Here is a 22619-nt window from a genome sequence, read left to right on the forward strand (position 1 = left end):
TTGTCGGGAGCACTCGCCAGGATCAGTCGGCCAGGCTCAGCTCACTGAGTGTCAGGTGGCTGCGGCGTTCGCCGTCACGGTGGTAGTCGACCGAGAGCAGCAGGCCCGGGATCTCGGGGTGGAAACGGAACACCAGCCTGCGGTTCGGCTTGTCGGCCTCCCGGGCTTCCACCGTCAGCGCCACGAAGGTACCTGCGGGCAGGGTGACCCGGGAGCGGCCCTGCGCCCGGGCTTTGAGCACCTCCTCGCGCCCCTTGTGATCCAGGTAGCGGATATCGCAGACGCTGGCGGCACAGTCGCCGTCGATGATGCGTCGCGAGAGTGCGAAGAGCGCCGTCTGGCGATCCGGCAGGCGTGTCAGCCGGTCGCCGGAGAGGCTGTAGCTGTCGCCGACCCCCAGCAGCATATAGCCGCTGGCGTAGTAGAGGGCCTGGATGCCCTCATCCTTCAGCAGGAATCGGCTGCGTTCGCTGCCACGGGCGATGCGGATGCCGGTCTCCATCAGGCTCTCCCAGTAGTCGCCCTCGTGGGAGAGCCGATGGTCGATATAGGCCGCCGGCCAGTCCTTGACCTCCAGGCGATAGCGAGCCGTGAAGGGGCGCGGCGCAATCGAGGCGCTGGCATCGTGGTTCTCGGCGCTGCGCTGGGCAGGCCCCGGCGCCGCCGGGGCATCGGCCACGGCCAGCAGTGGCAGGCAGGCAAGCAGCCAGGGCATGAGGCGGGTCATCAGGCCACCGAGCCGAGACCTCGGTGGGGCACGCTTGGACATGGACGCTCTCCATCACGGGAACCGGGCTGGGCCGAGAGACCCCGCGCCATGAGAGGTCGGTGCCTGCCCGGAGGTTCCCCCTGACCCGAAGATGCCACACTTCCGGCACCTTTGGCAGACACGGACTTCAGCTGCTCGAGCGCAGGCGTGCCAGGGCAGGGGAGAGTTCGACCGGATAGTCGGCCCGGCCGGCCTCCAGGTGCCGCAGGGACTCCGGCATGCAGCGCAGGGCGGTGGCAACCCGCTCCCGGGCGCCCTCGGCGAGGGCCATCTCGCCCTCGGCCACCTGGCCGCTGCGCACCAGAGGACGCAGCAGCGCCTCCCCCTCGATGCCGGGCTCGTTGCGCAGGGCGATGATGTCGCCGGCGTAGCGGCCCTCGGCGTCGTGCCGGCGGTAGAGCTGCTTGCGGCAGGGCAGGTTGATCTTGCCCGGCGAGTGCTTGAGCCGCGGCGTGCCGGCGTACTCCACCAGCTTGTAGGAGAGGTCGATGACCGGTGCATCCGAGGAGACGCCCATCTCGGTGCCCACGCCGAAGGCGTCGATGGGCGCGCCGGCCGCGACCAGCTCCGCGATCTTCCACTCGTCCAGGCCGCTGCTGGCGACGATCCTCACCTCCGGGTATCCCGCCGCGTCGAGCCTAGTACGGGCCTCCCGGGCCAGCTGGCCGATGTCGCCGGAGTCGAGGCGAATGGCCCCGACGCTCACTGCGGGGTCGGCTTCCATCAGGGCGATCACCTTGGCCACGCCGGCCAGGGTGTCGTGGGTATCTACCAGCAGGGTGGTGCCGGGGTAGTGGCGGGCGAAGGCGGCGAAGGCGGCCTCCTCGTCGTCGTGGGCAAGGATGTAGCTGTGGGCCATGGTGCCGGAAAGCGGCATGTCGTGGCGCAGCCCGCCGAGCACGTTGCTGGTGCCGGCGAGGCCCGCGGTGCGATAGGCACGCACTCCGCGCACCGCGGCATCGATTCCGTGCATGCGTCGCAGGCCGAAGTCCATCACCGGTCGGTCGCCGGCCGCCAGTACCACGCGCACCGCCTTGGAGGCGATCACCGTCTCCAGCTGCACCAGGTTCATCACCAGGCTCTCGAGCAGCTGTGCCTCGGCGAGAGTCGCGTCCACCTCCATGAAGGGCTCGTTCTCGAACACCGGCGTGCCTTCGGGAAGGGTCCAGATATCGCCGGTAAAGCGCCAGTCGCCGAGCCAGGCGAGGAAGTCTTCACGGAACTGGCCGGTCTCGGCGAGGCTGGCCAGGTGGGCGTCATTGAAGTGCAGTCGCGTGGCCAGCTCGGCCGCATACTGCTGGCCGCAGGCGAGCATGAAGCGGCGGGTGGCCGGTAGCCGGCGGAAGTAGAGGCTGAAAGTGGCGCGTTCCTGCATCTCCTCGGCCCAGTAGGCCTGGAGCATGGTGAGCTGGTAGAGGTCGGTGAGCATCGCCAGGTCCTCGTCGGCGATGGCGTAGGAGGGATGCCTCATGCGGATACCTCGCCACTCACCTCGACGCCGGCGCCCTTCAGCGCATCACGTACGTCGGCCACCGCATCGGGTGCCACCGCGGCGCTCAGGTGTTCGAGCAGCAGGGTGGTGAATCCCTCGCGACGGGCCTCCAGGGCGGTGGCCTGAACACAGACATCCAGTGCCAGGCCGCAGACGATTACCCGTTCGATGCCGCGGCTGCGCAGGTAGCCGCCGAGTCCCGTAGCGTCGAAGGCCGAGTAGGCGTCGGCATCGAAGGCGCAGGCCTTGCTGACGCGAATGGTGTCGGCATCCAGCGCCAGGTCGGGATGGAAGGCTGCCCCCGGGGTGTCCTGCACGCAGTGCTCCGGCCAGGGGCCGCCGCGATGGGCAAAGCTCACATGGTCCACCGGGTGCCAGTCCCGGGAGGCGACGATCAACGCACCCCCCGCGCGAGCCGCGGCGATCTCGGCATTGATTGCGGGTACCAGGGCGTTGCCGCCGGTTACCGCCAGGGCACCGCCCTCGCAGAAGTCGTTCTGCATGTCCACGACGAGCAGTGCGTCGCCGGGGCCATAGTCCACCTTGGTGGGCATCGCACATCTCCTTGGGTCGTTGGGGCTCGCCTCTCAGCCTAGGGCTTCGGCGGCCTGCCGTGTAGCCTGTTCAGTAGCCGGCTGCGGGGTCCACCGTGTCCAGCGGCGCGCCGGTTTCGAAGGCGCGCAATGCCTCGGCTACCTGGTCCAGTGCCGCCGCAAGCGGGGTCGGCCCGGCCATGTGGGGGGTCACCCACACCCGTGGATGGGCCCACAGGGGGCTTGCCTCGGGCAGCGGCTCCTCGGGGAAGGCATCGAGAATGGCGCCGCGCAGCCGACCCTCGGCCTCGCCCTCCCCGAGGGCATCGAGCAGGGCCGCCTCGTCGATCAGGGTGCCGCGCCCCGGGTTGATCAGGCTGGCGCCCTCGGGCAGCCGGGCGAGGGCCTCGGCGTCGATGATATGCCGGGTGGCCGGGGTGTCGGGGAGCAGCAGCACCAGGCTCTTCACCCGGCCGAGCAGCGCATCCAGGCCCTCATCGCCATGGTGGCAGGTGATGCCCTCCAGGTGCTTGGGCGAGCGGCTCCAGCCGTGTACCGGGAAGCCGTCGGCGGCGACCATCGAAGCCACCCTGGAACCGATGGCGCCCAGCCCCAGTACGCCCACCGGCCAGTCGGCCTTGTCGGTCATGGCGTGTTCGTGCCACTCCCGACCCCGCTGTTGTCTCCGGTAGCGGTCGAAGTCGCGCTGGAAGTGCAGCAGGCCGTAGCGCACGTAGTCGCCGATGGGCTCCGCCATGCCGGCGTCGCGCAGCTTGACGATGGGCACGCCGGCGGGCAGGCCGGGGTTGTTGAGCAGTGCGTCCACACCGGCACCCAGGTTGACGATGCCCTTGAGGGCCTGGGGTTCGCGCAGCAGAGACGCCGGGGGCTTCCAGGCCGCCAGGTAGTCGGCCTCGCGGCGCTTGTCGGCCGGCGCTGCACTGGTGAAGATCTCGGCCTCGGGCAGGCGCTTGGCGAGGGCCTCCTGCCAGCGTTCGGCATCGTCGATATGGACCAGTACCTTCATGTTTCCTCCCGGGCGTCGTGATGCTCCCATCATCCCGGGCCCGGGGCCTGCGAACAAGCCCGTCATCCCGGCGTCCTTCCCATCAGGAAATGCTTGACCGGCTACCGTGGGTTGGCAGTAACCTCCATGTTATGGGGGTCCTCCCCCACTGCCTGGTGCGACTGAACGGCCCACTGACTGTTCAGGCATCTCGTCAGTGACCGTGACCCTGGCCCCGGCCTTCTCCTCGTCGAGAGGGCCGATTTTCTTGATGTTGCTTTGGCGAGTGGCCCAATGACCCAGGTAAATCTGCCCTTCACTCGTGAGGAATATGCCACCCGGCTGTGGAAGGTGCGCGCCGAGATGGCGAGTCGGGGCATCGATGTGCTGATCGTCAGCGATCCCTCCAATATGGCCTGGCTCACCGGCTATGACGGCTGGTCGTTCTATGTGCACCAGTGCGTGCTGGTGGGTCTGGAGGGGGAACCGGTGTGGTACGGCCGGCGCATGGACGCCAACGGCGCGCTGCGCACCTGCTGGATCGATGCGGACAACATTACCTACTACCCGGACTACTACGTCCAGAATCCCGACATGCATCCCATGGAGTATTTGGCCCAGTCGATCATGCCCGATCGTGGCTGGCACCAGGGCGTGGTGGGCATGGAGATGGATAACTACTACTTCTCCGCCAAGGCTTATCAGAGCCTGCTTCGTGAACTGCCTCACGCGCGCTTCATGGATGCCAATAGCCTGGTCAACTGGTGCCGCGCCATCAAATCCCCCCAGGAGATCGAGTACATGCGCGTGGCGGCGAAGATCGTCGAGGGGATGCACTCGCGGATCCTCGAGGTGATCGAGCCGGGCCTGCCCAAAAGCAAGCTGGTCTCGGAGATCTACCGTGTCGGCATCGAGGGCTGGTGTGACGAGCGCGGCCGGGTGTTCGGTGGCGACTATCCGGCCATCGTGCCGATGCTGCCCACCGGCAAGGACGCCGCCGCCCCCCACCTGACCTGGGACGACACCCCGTTTCGCAAGGGAGAAGGTACCTTCTTCGAGATCGCCGGGGTCTACAAGCGCTACCATGCACCGATGTCGCGCACGGTATTCCTCGGCACGCCCCCGGCAGAGTTCGTGCGCGCCGAGTCGGCCCTACTCGAGGGTATCGAGCGTGGCCTGGCGGTGGCCAAGCCCGGCAACCGCACCGCGGATATCGCCATGGCGCTGGGTGCGGCCATGGACAAGTACGGCTTTGACCGCGGCGGCGCCCGCTGCGGCTATCCCATCGGCATCAGTTACCCGCCGGACTGGGGCGAGCGCACCATGAGCCTGCGCCCCTCCGACGAGACCATCCTGCAGCCCGGCATGACCTTCCACTTCATGCCCGGCCTGTGGGAGGACGACTGGGGCCTTGAGATCACCGAGAGCATCCTGATCACCGAGACCGGCTGCGAGACCCTGGCCGACTTCCCGCGCCAGCTCTTCGTGCGCTGAGCCGCTATTACAGAACAAGGAGTTTCGAACAATGACCAAGCGTCCCAGCCCCATCAGCGCCACCGTCGACTTCGACGCCGATGGCGTCCAGCACGGCTTCCTCAAGCTGCCCATCTCGGTGGACGACTCCGCCTGGGGGGCGGTTATGATCCCGGTCACCGTGGTCAGGAACGGCGAGGGCCCCACCGCGCTGCTCACCGGCGGCAACCACGGCGACGAGTACGAAGGCATCACCTCGCTGCTCAAGCTGTCGAGCGAGCTCAAGGCCGAGGAGGTCACGGGCCGGGTGATCATCGTGCCCTGCATGAACACCCCGGCGGTGATGGCCGGCAAGCGCACCTCCGGTCTCGACGGCGGCAACCTCAACCGCAGCTTCCCCGGCGACCCCGACGGCAGCGTGACCGAGAAGATTGCCGACTACTTCACTCGGGTGATGGTGCCGATGTGCGACGTGGTGCTCGATCTGCACTCCGGTGGGCGCACCCTGGACATCATCCCCTTCGGCGCCTCCCACGTGCTTGACGACCCCGAGCAGCAGCGCCAGGCCCTGGAGGGCGCCAAGGCCTTCGGTGCCCCCTACGCCATGATGATGTTCGAACTCGACGCGGCGGCGCTGTTCGACACCGCGGTGGAGAGCCAGGGCAAGATCTTCGTGGCCACCGAGCTCGGCGGCGGCGGCACCTCCACCCCCGAGAGCATGGCGATCACCGAGCGTGGCGTGCGCAACTTCCTGATCCACTACGGCCTGCTCCAGGGCGAGGTGAAGATGCCGGCCGAGCCCCAGGTCTATCTCGATATGCCCGATGCCAGCTGCTACGTGCAGAGCGAACACTCCGGCGTGCTGGAGGTCTGCCACGCCCTGGGCGAGCGGGTCGAGAAGGGCGAGGTGGTGGCCCGGGTCTACGATATGACCCGCAGCGGCACTGCCCCGGTGGCGTACCACGCCGCACGCAGCGGGGTGCTGGCGGCACGCCGTCACCCGGCGCTGGTCAACATGGGCGACACCATCGCGGTGATCGCCGATATCGTCGACTCCCTGGGATAAGGCGGCCGGGATCACCATGAAACTCGACCGCTACGACCTGAAGATCCTCGAGATCCTCTCCCATGACGGCCGCATCACCAAGTCCAGGCTGGCCGAGGCGATCAACCTCTCGGTCAGCCCCTGCTGGGAGCGGGTTCGCCGGCTTGAGAAAGCCGGCATCATCGAGGGCTACAGCGCTCGCATCAACGCCGCGGCGCTGGTGCGTCGCACCCCGGTGTGGGTGCAGATCGAGCTCAAGGCCCACAACGCCGAGAGCTTCGCCCGCTTCGAGGCACTGGTCCAGGAGACCCCCGAGGTCACCGAGTGCGTCGCCGTGGGCGGTGGCGTCGACTACCTGATCAAGGTGGAAGCCGACTCCATTGATGCCTACCAGCGCCTGATCGACGCCTGGCTCACCGGCGATGCCGGCATCGAGCGCTACTTCACCTATATCGTCACCAAGAGCGTCAAACGTCCCTCGCCGGGCTTCTCCCGCGACGACTTCGTCGGCTGAGCCGCGCCGCTATCGCGAGTATAGCGTTGATGGCTCTGGACCTTGTCGGGTTAAGCTGGTAATCATCGGGTAGGGCGAATGCCCACCGGCAGGGCGATCTTTCCGGCACCGCAGTGCCGGACCAGATGCAGTGCCCACGCAATACCAGGATCGCCTGACGAGAGAGACGACGATGTCCTACTTCACCATTGCCGGGGTGCAGATGCATGCCCTGCACCACGGCGACAATACCGAGGCCATGCGCCACCGGGTCGATGTGCTGATGAGCCGCTTCCCCCAGGTGCAGATGGTCCTGTTCAGCGAGTTGATGCCCATGGGGGCCTCGCCGCACCATGCCCAGCCGATGCCCAGTCACGCCGAACAGCTGTTCTGCCAGATGGCCGAGCAGCACCGCATCTGGCTCATCCCGGGCTCGATGTTCGAGTACACCGACGACGGCATCTACAATACCCTGTCGGTGATCAACCCCCACGGCCAGGTGGTGGCCCGCTACCGCAAGATGTTTCCCTTCCGCCCCTACGAGGCGGGCGTGGAGAGCGGCAGCGAGTTCGTGGTCTTCGACGTGCCCAACGTGGCGCGCTTCGGGGTCTCGATCTGTTATGACATGTGGTTCCCGGAGACCACCCGCACCCTGGCCGCCATGGGCGCCGAGGTGATCCTCCACCCCACCATGACCGATACCATCGACCGCGATATCGAGCTCTCCATCGCGCGCACCAATGCCGCGGTCAACCAGTGTTACTTCTTCGATATCAATGGTGCCGGCGCCATCGGCAACGGCCGCTCCATCGTGGTGGGCCCCTCCGGTGACGTCATTCATCAGGCGGGCACCGGCGAGGAGGTGATGCCCATCGAGGTGGACCTCAATCGCGTGCGCCGCGAGCGCGAGACCGGCCTGCGCGGACTGGGCCAGCCGCTCAAGAGCTTCCGCGATCGGGCCGTCGACTTCTCGCTCTACCGCAGCGAGACCGGCTCGTCGCCCTTCCTCGACACTCTGGGCCCGCTGCAGAAGCCCCGGCGTGCCGATATTGAAGAGTATTGATCGAAAGCCCTGAGCAGGGCACGGATCAAGCCCACCCGGAGGGCCATACCATGCTGGAGTCCCTGAAGCGCACCCTGTGTCGGCTGCTCGGCCGCAGGGGCTCCTTTTCACGACATGCGCCTCGATCCACCGCGGGAGCGGCCGATACCCCCTCATCCGACACCGTTGGAGCGACCACAATGAACAAGATCACCAGCATCGCCGACGTCCGCCGCCACTTCCTCAACAACAAGGAGCCGATCTACTTCATCTCGGCGACCAACTTCAACCTGCTTGGCATCGGCGACTGGGTGGGCAACTTCCGGCATATCAACTACATCGACTGCTTCGAGGGCCAGCAGCGCAACGTCTTCGTGCCCAGGGAGAAGTTCCCCCGTGACTTCGAGAGCATCGAGGACATCAACAACTACCTCCTCGAGCACAAGGAGGTGATCGACCTCATCCAGTCCCGGGCCGACGGCGAGAAGGCCGGTACCGCGGCCTTCCTGATGTTCGACGAGCATACCGAGGAGGTGTGCGAGCAGCTTGGCCTGCGCATCGCCTTCCCGCCGGCGGCACTGCGCCAACGCATGGACAACAAGATCGAGACGGTGCGTATCGGCAACAAGGCCGGTGTACCCAGCGTGCCCAACGTGCTGGCGAAGGTAGGCAGCTACCAGGAGCTCTGTGAGGTGAGTCGCGAGCTGGGTGACGACCTGGTGGTGCAGACCGCTTTCGGCGACTCCGGCCACACCACCTTCTTCATCTCCAGCGAAGAGGACTACTACAAGCACGCCGAGGAGATCGAGGCCGAGGCCGAGGTCAAGATCATGAAGCGCATCAACTGCCGTGGCTCGGCCATCGAGGCCTGCGCCACCCGCTGCGGCACCGTGGTGGGGCCGCTGATGACCGAGCTGGTCGGCTTCAAGACGCTGACCCCCTACAAGGGCGGCTGGTGCGGCAACGAGATGTTCGCCGGCGCCTTCACCCAGGAGATCCGCGACAAGGCCCGGGAGTACACCTTCCAGTTTGGCGAGGCGCTGCGCGAGGAGGGCTATCGCGGCTATTTCGAGCTCGACTTCCTGATCGACATGGACAATGGCGAGGTCTACTTGGGCGAGCTCAACCCGCGGGTCACCGGGGCCAGCTCGCTGACCAACGTGGCTGCCTTCGCCCACTCCGACATCCCGCTGTTCCTGTTCCACCTGCTGGAGTTCTCCGACGTCGACTTCGAGCTCGACATCGATGAGATCAACGAGCGCTGGTCCCACCCCGACAGCGTCGACAGCTGGAGCCAGCTGGTGATCAAGCACACCGACGAGAGCGTTGACCTGCTCACCGCCGCGCCGCGCACCGGGGTGTGGAAGATGGGCGCCGACGGCGGCATCGCATACGACCACTACAGTTACCATCCCCATGCCGCCGAGAACGAGCAGGAGGGCTTCTTCCTGCGCATCAGCGGCGCCGGGGACTTCCGCTACGAGGGCGCCGACTTGGGCATCCTGATCACCCGTGGGCGACTGATGGACGATGACTTCCAGCTCAACGAGCGCGCCAAGGCCTGGATCGACGGCATCCGCGGCCAGTATGCCGGGCAATCGCTGCAGGACCCGGTGGTGGAGGAGGTCGCCGTGAGCCACGCCGTGGGCGGCGGTAACTTCAAGATCCTGTGAGCGTTCCCGATGCGATGGCTGACAAGATGCTGCGTTTTCGCAGCCTGATCGAGCTCGAGGCAGGTCCCAAGTGGCGGTCGCTGTTCGACACCCACTGGCACGCCTACGAGGCGTGGTACCTGGCTGAAGGCGAGCGCGAGCGGCCGGGTTACCTGGCCTGCCTCAATGCCCTGCGCCGGCACATGCCGGAGCTGCTGCCGACCTACCAGGCGCTGTGCGCACTGGCCGGCGGTGGCGATCTGGCGTCACGTTTCCTGAGCCTCTATCAGCCTCCGCCCTATATCACCGGCTGCTCCCAGGCGGTGCTGGCGCGACCCGGCACCACCCTGCTGGCGCGCAACTACGACTATCCGCCGGAGCTGTGCGAGGGCACCATCCTCTACACGCGATGGAACGAGCGCCGGGTGATCGCCATGACCGACTGCCTGTGGGGCGTGCTCGACGGCATGAATGATCGCGGGCTCGCCGTGTCGCTGGCCTTCGGCGGGCGCAAGGCGGTGGGCGACGGCTTCGGCGCGCCGATCATCCTGCGTTACCTGCTGGAGTTCTGCGATACGGTGCCCGAGGCCGCCGAGGTGCTGGCCCGGGTGCCCACCCACATGGCCTACAACATCACCATGGCCGATGCCGCGGGACGCTACGTCACGGCGATGATCGCCCCGGACCGGCGTGCCAGCATCCGCCGGGTACCGGTGGCCACCAACCATCAGAAGAGGATCGAGTGGTATGCACACGCCCTGGCTTCGGAGACCCTGATCCGCGAGCGCCAGCTCTCCATACTGGTGGACGACGAGGCCACCGACGCGGCGCGGCTGGAGGCGGCCTTCAAGGCGCCGCCGTTGTTTCGCCACGATTACCGCCGGGGCCTGGGTACCATCTATACCGCCTTCTACCGTCCCGCCGAGGGGCGGGTGCGCTACCACTGGCCGGGCCTCGACCTGGACCTCGGCTTCGACCACTTCCCCGAGGAGTGGGTCAGCGTGCGCTACGGCGTACGCGAACGGCTCGGCGGGTGACCGCCAGTGATGACCCGGTAATGACAACGACAACCATCACGCAAGGGTATTGCCATGCACGAGACGAGTCCTACCGAGACGCCTTACACCGCCCTGGGCTTCTATCACAAGATCTCCCAGCTGCGTGCCGATACCTGGAACGCTCTGAAGCGTGACCTGGGCCAACTGATCAGGCAGCCCGCCGACACTGCCCGGGCGCGGACCCTGGTCAAGGCAATCGACGTCAAGCTCACCCGCCTGGAGATCATCGAGGACTACCATGCCTTTCCTTCCAAGGAGGACTTCCGGCATCTCTGGTCGCTGTTCGACCGCGAGGAGTATTCGCTGCTGGAGAAGGTGGTCAAGCGCCTGGTGCGGGCACTGATCAGCGAGTCCTACCGCCGGCGTCACGTCGACCTCAGCGAGACCGATGGTGATGCCGAGGACCTTGAGACCCTCGACGCCCTCAACCAGCTGCGCCGCGGCCACCCGGCCTCCAACAGCTCGGCCCAGCCGTACTTCGAGCTGCTGATCGTCGACAACCTCTCCGCCCAGGAGGAGGAGGTGGTGCGCGAGGCCTTCCACAACATGCGTCGCCCGGAGGATCGCTTCGTCTACGACGTGGTCACGGTGCGCAGCTTCGAGGACGCCCTGATCGCGGTGCTGGTCAACCCCAACATCCAGGCCTGCCTGATCCGCTACGAGTTTCCCTACAAGTCGAAGTACAACCTGAGCGCGTTGCGCAACTACCTGGAGGGGCTCTCCGAGCAGGAGCTGGAGAACCAGTCCGAGGCCGAGCGCAGCATCCTGCTCAGCTCCATGATCCACGAGCTGCGCCCGGAGATCGATCAGTTCCTGGTCACCAGTGGTGATGTAGAAGCCACGGCCAGCCGCGATATCCGCCACTTCAACCGGATCTTCTATCGCGAGACGGACTACATCGAGCAGCACCACACCATCCTGCGCGCCATCGACAACCGCTATCGCACCCCCTTCTTCGATGCCCTGCGCGAGTACAGCAAGAAGCCCACCGGTGTCTTCCACGCCATGCCCATCTCGCGGGGCAAGTCGGTGACCCGTTCCCACTGGGCGGGCCACATGATCGACTTCTACGGCATCAACATCTTCCTCGCCGAGACCTCGGCCACTTCCGGCGGGCTCGACTCCCTGCTGCAGCCCTATGGCCCGATCAAGAAGGCCCAGGAGTACGCCGCCCGAGCCTTCGGGGCGCGCCAGAGCTTCTTCGTCACCAACGGCACCTCCACCGCCAACAAGATCGTGGTGCAGGCGCTGGTCAAGCCACGAGACATCGTGCTGATCGACCGCGACTGCCACAAGTCCCACCACTACGGCATGGTGCTGGCCGGTGCCCACGTCAGTTACCTGGACTCCTACCCGTTGCATGACTACTCCATGTATGGCGCGGTGCCACTCCACGAGATCAAGAAGACCCTGCTCGCCTACAAGCGCGCCGGCGAGCTCGACAAGGTCAAGATGCTGCTGCTCACCAACTGCACCTTCGATGGCGTGGTCTACAACGTACGCCGGGTGATGGAGGAGTGCCTGGCGATCAAGCCCGACCTGGTGTTCCTGTGGGACGAGGCCTGGTTCGCCTTCGCGGGCTTCAACCCCACCTACCGGCCGCGCACGGCCATGCATGCCGCGCGTACCCTGCGCGAGCGCTACCGCAGCGAGGCCTACCGCGAGGAGTACGCCGCCTGGAAGGCGGAGTTCGACCAGCTCGACCCCGACGATGAGGCCACCTGGCTCGAGCGTCGGTTGCTTCCCGATCCCGACGTGGTGCGCATCCGCACCTACGCCACCCACTCCACCCACAAGACCCTGACCTCGCTGCGCCAGGGCTCGATGATCCATGTCTGGGACCAGGACTTCCGCCAGAAGGTCGAGGCGCCGTTCCACGAGGCCTACATGACCCATACCTCCACCTCGCCCAACTACCAGATCATCGCCTCGCTGGACGTGGGGCGGATGCAGGCGGAGATGGAGGGCTTCGAACTGGTTCACGCCCAGGTGGAGGCGGCGCTCTCGCTGCGCGAGCAGCTCTACACCCACCCGTTGCTGCAGAAGTACTTCCGGGTGCTGATCAACAAGGACATGGTGCCGCTGGAGTACCGCCAGTCGGGAGTCGATACCTTCTTCGACCCGGTGACCGGCTGGAACAAGATGGAGGAGGCCTGGGCCAACGACGAGTTCGTCGTCGACCCCAGCCGCATCACCATCGCCATCGGCGCCACTGGCATCGACGGCGATACCTTCAAGAACGAATACCTGATGAACAAGTACGGCATCCAGATCAACAAGACCTCGCGCAATACCGTGCTGTTCATGACCAACATCGGCACCACCCGTGGCTCCATTGCCTACCTGCTCGATGTGCTGATCAAGCTGGCCAAGGAGTTCGAGGCGCGCTGGGAGGAGAGCAGCCGGCCCGAGCGCAAGATCATCGAGCACCGTGTGCACTCCCTGACCCAGGAGCTGCCGCCACTGCCCGACTTCAGCCGCTTCCACGACGCCTTCCGCCAGTGCCCCGATACCCCCCAGGGGGATATCCGCCGCGCCTACTTCCTGAGCTACGACGAGGAGAACACCGAGTACCTGCGCTTCGACAATGGCGCGCTGCAGGCCGCGATGCGAGACGGCCGCGACGTGGTCTCGGCGAGCTTCGTGATCCCCTATCCGCCGGGCTTCCCGGTACTGGTACCGGGGCAGGTGGTCAGCGAGGAGATCCTCGCCTTCCTGCAGGCGCTGGATGTCACCGAGATCCACGGCTATCGCCCGGAGCTGGGGCTGCTGGTGTTCACCGAGGAGGCGCTGGTCGACCCCGCGGCGGGCTGAGCGCCTCGCTCGCATCCGACCACCACAGAAAAACTTCGTGTCACGCCGGCGAGGACGAAAAAAAGCCCATTCGCCTCGTCGGCTAACGAAAACTCCCGCCGCAGCTTCTCGCCTATCATGTCCCCATCGAGCCGCACCGGACGCAACCGGGCGGCTCGCCAGTTTTTTTTGTACCGGCCCACAACGTCAATCCGGCCGGTGCGTCAGGGGAGGTGCCGCATGAACATGAAGCTGTCCAGGACGCTGTCCACCATGCTCGACGATCCGCGTCTGTTCCGTCAGTACGCCTATGTCGATGGCAAGTGGACCCACGGCGACGGCGGCCGCGAGGAGGCCGTGATCGATCCCGCCACCGGCGAGGTGATCGGGCATATTCCGTGGCTCGAGGCCGACCAGATCCGTGCCGCCGTGGACGCAGCCGAGGCCGCCTTCGTGCACTGGCGTGCGCTGCGTGCCGACGAGCGCTGCGAGCGCCTGCTGGCCTGGTACGACCTGCTGCAGGCCAACCGCGAGGACCTGGCCACCATTATGACGCTGGAGCAGGGCAAGCCGCTGCCCGACGCCCGCGGCGAGGTGGAATACGGGGCCAGCTTCGTGCGCTGGTTTGCCGAGGAGGGCAAGCGTACCTTCGGCGAGACCATCCCCAGCCATATCCCCAACGCCGCCCTGGGCACCATCAAGGAGCCGGTGGGTATCGCCGCGCTGATCACCCCGTGGAACTTCCCGCTGGCGATGATCACCCGCAAGGCCGCCGCCGCCATGGCCGCCGGCTGCCCGGTGATCGTCAAGCCCGCTGGCGAGACCCCGTTCTCGGCGCTGGCACTGGCCGAGCTCGCCGAGCGCGCCGGCATCCCGGCTGGCATCTTCAATGTGGTGCTGGGTGAGCCCGCCGAGGTCTCGAAGATCCTCTGCGCCGAGGATCGCGTCAAGGCGCTCTCCTTCACCGGCTCCACCCGGGTCGGCCGCTTGCTGCTCGAGCAGAGCGCCAACACCGTCAAGCGCGTGTCGCTGGAGTTGGGGGGCAATGCACCCTTCATCGTTGGGCCGGACATGGACCCCAAGGAGGCGGCCTTCGCCGCGGTGGCGGCCAAGTTCCAGACCGCCGGTCAGGACTGTCTCGCCGCGGACCGCATCCTGGTCCACGAGTCGATCCACGACGAGTTCGTCGCGCACTTCGCCGAGCGCATGGCGGCGCTGACCGTTGGTAATGGCCTGGAGAGCGAGGTCGACCTGGGTCCGCTGATCCACCGTCAGGCGGTGGAGAAGGCGGCGGCCATCGTCGATGACGCCCTGGCCAAGGGGGCTACCCTGGTGGCCGGCGACCAGAGCCTGGCGCCGGGCGAGAACTTCTTCATGCCCACCCTGCTCACCGGGGTGACCCATGACATGAAGATCTGGCACGAGGAGAGCTTTGCCCCGGTGGCCGGGATCACTGCCTACGCGAATGACGACCAGGTCATCGAGATGGCCAACGACACCGAGTATGGCCTGGCGGCTTACATCTATACCCACGATATCCGCCGCATCTGGAAGATCATGCGCGCGCTGGAGTTCGGCATGGTCTCGGTGAACTCGGTGAAGATGACCGGCCCGCCCGTGCCCTTCGGCGGCGTCAAGCACTCCGGCCTCGGTCGTGAGGGCGGCATCACCGGCATCGACGAGTACCTGGAGACCAAGTACTACTGCCTGGGGGCGCTTGGGTCGGTCTCTGGCAGCTGATTTCAAACCCTGCATGACGACGATGAAAATCCTCCCCGGCAGGACGCCGGGGAACCTTGATTACAGAGAGAACGACATGAGCCAGCAGCACCAGGACCTGATCGACCGCGACCGCAAGGTCACCTTCCACGCCTCCAGCCACCTGCGCGATTTCGCCCACGGCGACGCCCCGGGCCGCGTGATCACCGGTGGTCAGGGCATCACCATCCGCGACAAGGATGGCCGCGAGTTCATCGACGGCTTCGCCGGGCTCTATTGCGTCAATATCGGCTACGGCCGTACCGAGGTGGCCGAAGCGATCTATCAGCAGGCACTGGAGCTCTCCTACTACCACACCTATGTTGGGCACTCCAACGAGCCGCAGATCGCCCTCTCCGAGAAGATCATCGAGCTCGCCGGCCCCGGCATGTCCAAGGTCTACTATGGCCTCGGCGGCAGTGATGCCAACGAGACCCAGCTCAAGCTCGTGCGCTACTACAACAACGTGCTCGGTCGCCCGCAGAAGAAGAAGGTGATCTCGCGCATGCGTGGCTACCACGGCTCGGGCCTGGCCACCGGCTCGCTGACCGGCCTCAAGGCGTTCCACGACCAGTTCGACCTGCCCTTCGAGGGCATCTTGCACACCGAGGCGCCGTTCTACTATCACCGCGCCGCCGAGCAGCAGGGCATGAGCGAGCGCGAGTTCTCGAAGCATTGCGCGGCGAAGCTCGAGGAGATGATCCTGGCCGAGGGCCCGGAGACCGTGGCCGCCTTCATCGGCGAGCCGGTGCTCGGTACCGGCGGCGTCGTGCCGCCGCCGGAGGGCTACTGGGAGGCGATCCAGGCGGTGCTCGCCAAGTATGACGTGCTGCTGATCGCCGACGAGGTGGTGTGCGGCTTCGGGCGCATCGGTGCCGACTTCGGCAGCCACCACTACGGCATCAAGCCCGACCTGATTACCGTGGCCAAGGGGCTGACCAGCGCCTACCAGCCGCTTTCCGGCGTCATCGTCGGTGACCGTGTCTGGAAGGTGCTCGAGCAGGGCACCGGCGAGTTCGGTCCCATCGGCCACGGCTGGACCTACTCCGGCCATGCCCTGGGTTGCGCCGCGGCGCTGGCCAACCTGGCGATCATCGACCGCGAGAAGCTGACCGAGAACGCCGCCGAGACCGGCGCCTACCTGCAGCAGGCCATGGCCGATGCCTTCGGCGACCATCCCATCGTCGGCGACGTGCGCGGTGTTGGCATGCTTGCGGCGCTGGAGTTCTCTGCCAACCCCGGGAAGCGTGAGCACTTCGACTCGGCACTCAAGGTGGGTCCGCGCATCGCGGCCGCGGCCCTCGACGAGAACCTGATCGCCCGCGCCATGCCGCAGGGTGACATCCTCGGCTTCGCGCCGCCGCTGATCGCGACGCCGGCCCAGGTCGACGAGATCGTCGCCCGCGCCCGTCGTGCCGTGGACAAGGTCACCGACGCCCTGGTGCGCGAAGGTGCCCTCAAGGCGGTGACTGCTCCGGTCGCCTGATCCGGAGTTCACCCCTGCCGGCCCTAAGGCCGCTTCATCGCCGCGGGTCTGTCCCGCGGCGATGCCGTTGAACAAAAAACCGCCGCATTCTGCGATTCGATTCTCCGAATGAATCGGCAGTCGAGGCGGTGCAAGGCGGAAGCCTTGCCGGTTTGGCTGGATAAGTATATAGTTAATTCATGGCCATTATTCGCTCCGATACGCTCACTCTCCAGGTTGCTAGCGCCGAGCAGCAAGCGGCGCTGGCCGACACGTTGGCGCTATATCGTCGGCTGGTGCGCGATCTGATGACGGTGGCCTATACCCATTGGCCGGCAGTCGGTGTCTGTGATGGCAATGAAGCGGTCAAGGTGCTGGAAGGCCTGATCCACCCTACCCGAAAGCGCCCATCGGTGCGGTATGCCTACTTCTCCCGCCGCTACTACAAGTTCCCCTCCTACCTGCGCCGGGTGGCGATCATGGATGCGGTCGGCCAGGTGCGCTCTTTCGTCACGCGCTTCGACGCCTGGCGGCGTGGCGAGCGGAAACACCCGCATGCTAAGCCACCGCGACTGACCGCCAGTACACGCACCTTCCCCAGCCTCTATGGTGGGCAGTGTGCCAAGGTCAATGCCGATGCCACCCATGCCTTTATCAAGGTGCGGCAGCGCAATGACTGGCTCTGGATGAGCTTCCGGCTCAAGGGCCAATGCCGCTTCCGCGGCAAGGGGCAGGCGAAGTCGCCCTTGCTGACCGTTAACGGGCGGCAGTGGAAGCTGTCACTGCCCGAGCAGTTCGACCCACCCAAGCCCGCCAAGGGCACACCGGATCGGGTGCTGGCGGTGGATGTCGGCATCAACACAGCGGCAACCTGGGCGGTTGTCGATGTTCAAGGCACTGTTCATGCGCGTGGCTTTCTCCACCGCTCGGATAAAGACCGGGAACATCGACTCATGCAACGCATCCGCCTCAAGGCCCGCAAGCAAACCCGCCACGGCGCCCGCTTGCCACGGGGTTTCTGTGGCCGGGATCACGACCGACTGACGCGCCTGGCCGACAACGAGGCGCACCAGATCAGTCGGCGTTTGGTGAATCTGGCGCTGGAACACGACTGCCAGGCCGCGGTGGTCGAGAACCTGAAGGGCTGGCGTCCCAAGGGCGGACGCAAGCGCACGCCCATGAAGGCGCGCTTTCACCGCTGGTTTCATCGGCAGCTCGTGACGCGCCTCGACAGCAAGGCCGTCGAAGCTGGCCTGCGTTTCGTGGCGGTCTATGCCCGAGGCACGTCAAGCCAGGCCTTCGACGGCTCGGGGCCGGTGAAGCGCGACAGCAAGAACTACAGCCGTTGCACCTTTTCCAGCGGCAAGCGCTACCACGCGGATCTCAATGCCGCCTACAACATCGCTGCTCGGGGCCATGTTTACTACCAGGGGTGCCGTCGCAAGGTGGCACCCCGTGCCGGTGCGCAGAAGTCGACCGGCACACCGAGAACCCCGGTGACGCTCTCCACGCTCTGGCAACAGAGCGCGTGAGAGTGATCGGAATCCGCGATTCTATTCGCAGAATGAATCGTCGGAGGGTTCAAGGGGACTCTTGCCTCGCCGGCCGGGCTGGCACACCCTCGAGACATCGACCCACAGTGAAGGAGCGCTTCCCATGGCAAAGGTCCTGGCCTTCGATGTCTACGGCACGCTGATCGATACCCACGGGGTGGTCTCCGAGCTGGAGCAGCGGCTTGGGGCACTGAACAAGGCCGAGCTGGCCCCGGAGTTCTCGCGGCGCTGGCGCGACAAGCAGCTGGAGTACAGCTTCCGCCGTGGACTGATGGGGGCCTATGAGCCCTTCGTCCGCTGCACCGAAGAGGCCCTGGTGTTCACCGACCGCGCCCTGCGGGTCGGCCTCTCCGAGACCGACCGCGACCATCTGATGCAGATCTACGCCGAGCTGCCGGCCTTCCCCGAGGCCGAGGGCGCCCTGGCGAGCCTGGGTGAGGCCGGTGTTACCTGCGTGGCCTTCTCCAACGGCACCGCGGCGGCGGTGGAGGGGCTGCTCGAGCAGGCCGGCATCCGCGGCTACTTCGCCGATGTGGTCAGCGTCGACGAGGTCAAGCGCTTCAAGCCGGATCCCGCAGTCTATGCCCATCTGCGCCACCGCCTCGAGAGCGAACCGGGCGATACCTGGCTGATCTCCAGCAACGCCTTCGACGTGATCGGCGCACGCCATGCCGGCCTTCACGCCGCCTGGGTGCGGCGCAGCCCGGAGGCACCCTTCGATCCCTGGGGCATCGAGCCCGACCTCACCGTCACCGACCTCGACGCCCTGGCCGAGCGACTCGGCTAAGCGGAAGCACCTAAAACGCCGAGGCCCCGCGAGCTCAGGCTCGCGGGGCCTCGTTGTCTTTGGGAGGCGCAGGGCAAGACGGGCTCAGTCGACCAGTTCGCCCACGCTGACGATGCCGCGCTCCGCCAGGTGCAGCGGCCGGTCGTCTTCCCGGGTCCACTCGGCCATGGAGCCGTCGTACATGCTGACGTCCTCCAGGCCACTCACCTCGCTGAGCTGGAACCAGCCGCTGGCGGCCCAGTGGCCGGTGTTGCAGAAGGCCACCGCGGGCGCCTCCGGATCCAGGCCCAGTTCGTCGACGCTGGCCTGCAGGGCCTCGGCGTCCAGGTAGTAGGCGCCGTCTCGCTCGACCAGGGCGTCGTGGTGGGGCAGGTTGACCGCACCGGGGATGGTGCCCGGGGCACGCGCGGCAGGAGACTGGGTCTCGCCGCGATAGAAGTCCCTCGGGCGGGCGTCCACCAGTGCCTCGTCATTCTCGCGGGCGCCCTCGACCTCGGCGGTGGTAGCCAGCAGGGCGTCCTGCAGGCTGCCCTCGAAGTCGGTGGCCGCGATGGCCTCCGGGGCGCCCGAGGCGACCTCGAAGCCCTGTGCCTCCCAGCCGGCGACACCGCCGTTGAGGATCGTTACCTCGTCGTGTCCCAGCGCCTTGAAGGTCCAGTAGACCCTCGCGGCGCTGCCAAAGTCGGTGGGGCCGGTGCCGGCGGCGGCCACCACCACGGTGTCGTCGTTGTCGATGCCGAGCTCGCCGATCAGCGTCTCCAGGGACTCGACCTCGGGCATCAGCCCGGCCACGCCATCGCGGCTCTCGCGCCAGCCGGCGTCGGTGTAGCTGGAGTAGCGGCTGCCCGGGATGCGGGCCGCCTCGAAGCTATCAAGGTCGCCGCCGTCGTCGATGGCCGAGCGCACGTCCAGCACCACCAGGTCGTCACTCTCGAGTTGCTTGCTCAACCACTCGGCCTCCACCAGGGGGGAGGGATGCAGGGCGTGGGCCTGGCCGGCTACCGCCAGGGCGCCGGCGGCGATGATCAGTCGGGATCTCATGTCGGATCCTCCTCGTCAGGGATTGGGTTGGGCCCATGCTGCAACGAAGCGGCGCTCCCTCGCCAAGAATGCTTCCTCTCTTTGTTATTCATTTAAAGAATATCAAACATGGTTAATAGATAAGATATGGTGGTGTAGGTGCTGTTCGTTTCGTCACGCTGACGCGACAGCAGCACCTTCACTTGCTATTGCTGTAGAGGGATAACTGTAAGGAATGCCGCGTACTGGCTACTCAACAGCAGATGACGTTGATCGGCTTGCCCCGGCCCTACCCGAGGAGAAGTACATGCCCAGAGAGATGAGCCAGGCGATGGCTGCCCGCCGTTTCTGGCTGAGCGGCCGACGCGCCGCCGAACAGGATCGCTTCTTTCGCGAGGCGCTGGAGGCGCAGGGGTGGGAGGAGGGGGACGTGACACACTGGGATGCCGCCTGGGTCACCGGCATGCCGGCACCGGCTCAGTTCCGTCGCGTCTCACCTCAACGCAAGCTCAACCACTTCCCGGGCAACGCCGCCCTGACGGTGAAGAGCCGCCTGCACGATAGCCTTGCCGCGCTGCGCGCCCGGCTGGTCGACGGCTTCGGGGCAGGGCATTCCCTGGTCTCCCGGCTCGATTTCTTCCCCCACGCCTGGCTCATGCCCAGTGACCATCAGGCGCTGCAGCTTGCGGCCCTGACGGCTCCCGAGGCGCGCTGGATCGAGAAGCCCACCAATGCTTCCAAGGGCAAGGGGGTGCGGGTGCTGCGCGATGTGGCCGAGGCGACGACGGCGCGGGACCACCTGGTGCAGGCGTATCTGGATCGCCCCCATACCATCCGCGGCCACAAGTACGTGCTGCGCCTCTACGTGCTGATCGCCTCGCTCACCCCTCTACGGGTCTACCTCTATCGGCAGGGCTTCGCCAAGCTCGCCTCGGAGCCCTGGGATCCCGAGGATGCCGACAACCCCTACAGCCAGCTCACCAACCCCGACATCAACGCGCTCAATACCCGCGCCGAGGTGCCGGTAGAGTTCATCGATCTCGAGCGCTACCGCTCCTGGCTGCGTGAACAGGGGCATGACGACGAGCGCCTGTTCGCCCGCATCGAGGACCTGGTGGCCCTGACCGCCATCTCCGCCGTGGATGGACTGCGCGCACGGAGCGCCGAGGTAGGCGCCGATCCGCGCGGCGGCTACGAGCTGCTGGGGCTCGACTGCCTGGTGGACGCCGACCTCAAGCCGTGGATCCTGGAGTGCAACCTCAGCCCGTCGCTGGGCACCTGTGCCGCGCCCGAGGATGGCGGCCGGGTCGAGGAGCAGGTCAAGGGCGACCTGGTGCGCGACATGCTCGCGCTGGTAGACGTCGCCGGTGATCACCCGCCGGCCGAGGGGCGCGACGCCGCGACCCTGCTGGCCGAGGCCCGGGCCGAGGAGAGCCGGGCTGGCGGCTTCCAGCGTCTGCTGCCGGCGGACGAGCCGGAGCGTTACCTGCCCGCTTTCTCGCTGCCGAGCCTGGCCGACCTCACCCTGGCCGAGGCGGTGGCGGGGCGCTCCCTGCCGCGCCCGCAGCTGGCGCGCCGCCGAGTGGCGGAGTTCCATGAGGAAGATCATCTGGCCCTCTATGCCGAGGCGAGCGGGCGCCTCTATCGCCCCAACGCCGCCGCCGCACTGATCTGGCTGCTGGCCACCGAGGGGCTGGATCCCGACGCCATCGCCGCGGCCCTCGCCGAGGCGAGCGAGCCGCCGGCGTCGCTGGAGGATCTGCGCGATACGGTGTGGTCGACCCTGGGGGAGTGGTGTCGCGAGGGACTGCTCTGTCAGGGCCAGCACCCGATCCAGGGGGAAGACGATAGCGAGGTCGAGCGTGACGCCGAGGCGTGCCCTTCCCGATGGCGGCTACGCTTCGACGCGCGTGACTGGGCCCTGATGCTGCCCGATGCGGCGGTAGAGCGACGTCTGTGCCATGCCTTCGGCGAGCGGCTCTCTCCCGCGTCGTCGGAGTCGGCGGCCGCTGCGACATCGGTGCACCTGTCAGTACTCGCCTCGCCGACCGGTTACGCCCTGGCAGAGGGCGGGCGTCTGGTGGCCAGCCGGCTCACCCTGGCCGAACTGGTACCGGCGCTGGGCACGCGTCTGCTGCGACTCGCCGCGAGCCCCGGACAGCCGGTGCTTGACCTCGCCTGGTGGCAGACGAGTTCCGGCCAGGCGGTGCTTTTGGCGTACGACAAGGCCACGGGAGGCGAGGCACTCGGCGCCTTGCCTGGAGAGGTCAGCCGCGGCGTGCGGCTGGTGTTCGAGGGAGCGCAGGTGCGCCTGGAGCCGCTGGGTCTGCCCCTGGCGGGTCGTCGGGTCGGGACGCCGTCCCCACTCGCAGCCAGCGACGTGCCGCTGGTGGTGATGCAGGGGGATGGCGAGGACGCCGACGCGCCTCGGCCACTCGCCCGGCTCGACGCCCTCGCGGCGCTGCTGCCGCTGGCATATGCCCCTGATGGGACGGCGCCGTCGGCCGAGACGATGGCGCGTCTCGACGCCTGGCTGGAGGGCGTGGTGCGCCATCGCATCGATACCCAGGCGCCACCGGAGCACCTGGCCGCCTGGCTGGTCGCCCGCGGCGGCGCCCCCCTTGAAGAAACGACCGATGCCTCGGTCGATGCCTGAACAGCGGGAGCCTCGGCTCCCCTG

The 22619-nt window shown here is 66.8% G+C and carries 17 protein-coding genes; 12 read left to right on the top strand and 5 right to left on the bottom strand.

What is annotated here, in order from left to right:
* Positions 1 to 22 precede the first annotated feature (22 nt).
* From ACJ7IV_RS03875 to ACJ7IV_RS03890, 4 genes are all read right to left on the bottom strand, one after another.
* The gene (locus ACJ7IV_RS03875; protein WP_483865854.1) at positions 23 to 769 is read right to left on the bottom strand and encodes a hypothetical protein; all 747 of its coding nucleotides are present in this window, start codon (positions 767 to 769) and stop codon (positions 23 to 25) included.
* Positions 770 to 896: 127 nt separating this feature from the next.
* Complete coding sequence (locus tag ACJ7IV_RS03880) at positions 897 to 2240, bottom strand: nicotinate phosphoribosyltransferase (protein WP_483865855.1); 1344 nt, start codon at positions 2238 to 2240, stop codon at positions 897 to 899.
* Positions 2237 to 2815, bottom strand: coding sequence for an isochorismatase family protein (locus ACJ7IV_RS03885; RefSeq protein ID WP_483865856.1), 579 nt, complete (start codon positions 2813 to 2815; stop codon positions 2237 to 2239). Before ACJ7IV_RS03885 ends, ACJ7IV_RS03880 begins: the two co-directional genes overlap by 4 nt.
* 70 nt (positions 2816 to 2885) lie before the next feature.
* A complete protein-coding gene (locus tag ACJ7IV_RS03890; RefSeq protein ID WP_483865857.1) occupies positions 2886 to 3821 on the bottom strand; it encodes a 2-hydroxyacid dehydrogenase in 936 nt (311 codons plus the stop codon).
* A gap of 273 nt (positions 3822 to 4094) precedes the next feature.
* On the opposite strand from ACJ7IV_RS03890, the gene doeA reads away from it, so the two are divergent.
* The 11 genes from doeA to ACJ7IV_RS03945 all read left to right on the top strand — a co-directional run bounded on the left by doeA (position 4095) and on the right by ACJ7IV_RS03945 (position 18919).
* Positions 4095 to 5294: an ectoine hydrolase DoeA gene (doeA, locus tag ACJ7IV_RS03895; protein ID WP_483865858.1), complete on the top strand. Its 1200-nt coding sequence runs from the start codon at positions 4095 to 4097 to the stop codon at positions 5292 to 5294.
* 31 nt (positions 5295 to 5325) lie between these two features.
* Entirely contained in the window at positions 5326 to 6339 is a 1014-nt protein-coding gene (gene doeB, locus ACJ7IV_RS03900) for a N(2)-acetyl-L-2,4-diaminobutanoate deacetylase DoeB (RefSeq protein WP_483865859.1), read from the top strand.
* 16 nt (positions 6340 to 6355) lie between these two features.
* Positions 6356 to 6832 (top strand): Lrp/AsnC family transcriptional regulator, encoded by a 477-nt coding sequence (locus ACJ7IV_RS03905; RefSeq protein WP_483865860.1) that lies wholly within the window; start codon positions 6356 to 6358, stop codon positions 6830 to 6832.
* A 172-nt stretch (positions 6833 to 7004) separates the two neighbouring features.
* Positions 7005 to 7874 carry a carbon-nitrogen hydrolase family protein gene (locus tag ACJ7IV_RS03910; protein WP_483865861.1) on the top strand — a complete coding sequence of 290 codons (870 nt, stop codon included), beginning with the start codon at positions 7005 to 7007 and terminating at the stop codon, positions 7872 to 7874.
* A gap of 179 nt (positions 7875 to 8053) precedes the next feature.
* Complete coding sequence (locus ACJ7IV_RS03915; RefSeq protein ID WP_483865862.1) at positions 8054 to 9526, top strand: biotin carboxylase; 1473 nt, start codon at positions 8054 to 8056, stop codon at positions 9524 to 9526.
* 14 nt (positions 9527 to 9540) lie between these two features.
* On the top strand, positions 9541 to 10542 hold the full coding sequence (locus tag ACJ7IV_RS03920) for a C45 family autoproteolytic acyltransferase/hydrolase (RefSeq protein ID WP_483865863.1): 1002 nt from the start codon (positions 9541 to 9543) through the stop codon (positions 10540 to 10542).
* 54 nt (positions 10543 to 10596) lie between these two features.
* Complete coding sequence (locus ACJ7IV_RS03925) at positions 10597 to 13377, top strand: aminotransferase class I/II-fold pyridoxal phosphate-dependent enzyme (RefSeq protein ID WP_483865864.1); 2781 nt, start codon at positions 10597 to 10599, stop codon at positions 13375 to 13377.
* 219 nt (positions 13378 to 13596) lie between these two features.
* Positions 13597 to 15096 (top strand): NAD-dependent succinate-semialdehyde dehydrogenase, encoded by a 1500-nt coding sequence (locus tag ACJ7IV_RS03930; RefSeq protein ID WP_483865865.1) that lies wholly within the window; start codon positions 13597 to 13599, stop codon positions 15094 to 15096.
* 76 nt (positions 15097 to 15172) lie between these two features.
* Positions 15173 to 16600 carry an aminotransferase gene (locus ACJ7IV_RS03935; RefSeq protein WP_483865866.1) on the top strand — a complete coding sequence of 476 codons (1428 nt, stop codon included), beginning with the start codon at positions 15173 to 15175 and terminating at the stop codon, positions 16598 to 16600.
* Between the two features lie 179 nt (positions 16601 to 16779).
* Positions 16780 to 18111 (top strand): RNA-guided endonuclease TnpB family protein, encoded by a 1332-nt coding sequence (locus ACJ7IV_RS03940; protein WP_483865867.1) that lies wholly within the window; start codon positions 16780 to 16782, stop codon positions 18109 to 18111.
* A 124-nt stretch (positions 18112 to 18235) separates the two neighbouring features.
* Positions 18236 to 18919: a haloacid dehalogenase type II gene (locus tag ACJ7IV_RS03945; protein WP_483865868.1), complete on the top strand. Its 684-nt coding sequence runs from the start codon at positions 18236 to 18238 to the stop codon at positions 18917 to 18919.
* A gap of 84 nt (positions 18920 to 19003) precedes the next feature.
* On the opposite strand, the gene ACJ7IV_RS03950 is transcribed toward ACJ7IV_RS03945, so the two are convergent.
* Positions 19004 to 19960: a sulfurtransferase gene (locus tag ACJ7IV_RS03950; RefSeq protein ID WP_483865869.1), complete on the bottom strand. Its 957-nt coding sequence runs from the start codon at positions 19958 to 19960 to the stop codon at positions 19004 to 19006.
* Positions 19961 to 20246: 286 nt separating this feature from the next.
* On the opposite strand from ACJ7IV_RS03950, the gene ACJ7IV_RS03955 reads away from it, so the two are divergent.
* Entirely contained in the window at positions 20247 to 22595 is a 2349-nt protein-coding gene (locus ACJ7IV_RS03955; protein WP_483865870.1) for an ATP-grasp domain-containing protein, read from the top strand.
* Positions 22596 to 22619: the final 24 nt, after the last annotated feature.

The sequence above is a fragment of the Halomonas sp. C10-5 genome, from assembly GCF_057169305.1.

Excerpts from the sequence above, each read along its gene's own strand:
- ACJ7IV_RS03880 (WP_483865855.1), bottom strand. The coding sequence starts at position 2,240 with ATGAGGCATCCCTCCTACGCCATCGCCGACGAGGACCTGGCGATGCTC.
- ACJ7IV_RS03920 (WP_483865863.1), top strand. The coding sequence starts at position 9,541 with ATGGCTGACAAGATGCTGCGTTTTCGCAGCCTGATCGAGCTCGAGGCA.
- ACJ7IV_RS03945 (WP_483865868.1), top strand. The coding sequence starts at position 18,236 with ATGGCAAAGGTCCTGGCCTTCGATGTCTACGGCACGCTGATCGATACC.
- ACJ7IV_RS03890 (WP_483865857.1), bottom strand. The coding sequence starts at position 3,821 with ATGAAGGTACTGGTCCATATCGACGATGCCGAACGCTGGCAGGAGGCC.
- doeA (WP_483865858.1), top strand. The coding sequence starts at position 4,095 with ATGACCCAGGTAAATCTGCCCTTCACTCGTGAGGAATATGCCACCCGG.
- ACJ7IV_RS03875 (WP_483865854.1), bottom strand. The coding sequence starts at position 769 with ATGTCCAAGCGTGCCCCACCGAGGTCTCGGCTCGGTGGCCTGATGACC.
- ACJ7IV_RS03915 (WP_483865862.1), top strand. The coding sequence starts at position 8,054 with ATGAACAAGATCACCAGCATCGCCGACGTCCGCCGCCACTTCCTCAAC.
- ACJ7IV_RS03905 (WP_483865860.1), top strand. The coding sequence starts at position 6,356 with ATGAAACTCGACCGCTACGACCTGAAGATCCTCGAGATCCTCTCCCAT.
- ACJ7IV_RS03930 (WP_483865865.1), top strand. The coding sequence starts at position 13,597 with ATGAACATGAAGCTGTCCAGGACGCTGTCCACCATGCTCGACGATCCG.
- ACJ7IV_RS03940 (WP_483865867.1), top strand. The coding sequence starts at position 16,780 with ATGGCCATTATTCGCTCCGATACGCTCACTCTCCAGGTTGCTAGCGCC.
- doeB (WP_483865859.1), top strand. The coding sequence starts at position 5,326 with ATGACCAAGCGTCCCAGCCCCATCAGCGCCACCGTCGACTTCGACGCC.
- ACJ7IV_RS03910 (WP_483865861.1), top strand. The coding sequence starts at position 7,005 with ATGTCCTACTTCACCATTGCCGGGGTGCAGATGCATGCCCTGCACCAC.
- ACJ7IV_RS03925 (WP_483865864.1), top strand. The coding sequence starts at position 10,597 with ATGCACGAGACGAGTCCTACCGAGACGCCTTACACCGCCCTGGGCTTC.
- ACJ7IV_RS03885 (WP_483865856.1), bottom strand. The coding sequence starts at position 2,815 with ATGCCCACCAAGGTGGACTATGGCCCCGGCGACGCACTGCTCGTCGTG.
- ACJ7IV_RS03955 (WP_483865870.1), top strand. The coding sequence starts at position 20,247 with ATGCCCAGAGAGATGAGCCAGGCGATGGCTGCCCGCCGTTTCTGGCTG.
- ACJ7IV_RS03950 (WP_483865869.1), bottom strand. The coding sequence starts at position 19,960 with ATGAGATCCCGACTGATCATCGCCGCCGGCGCCCTGGCGGTAGCCGGC.
- ACJ7IV_RS03935 (WP_483865866.1), top strand. The coding sequence starts at position 15,173 with ATGAGCCAGCAGCACCAGGACCTGATCGACCGCGACCGCAAGGTCACC.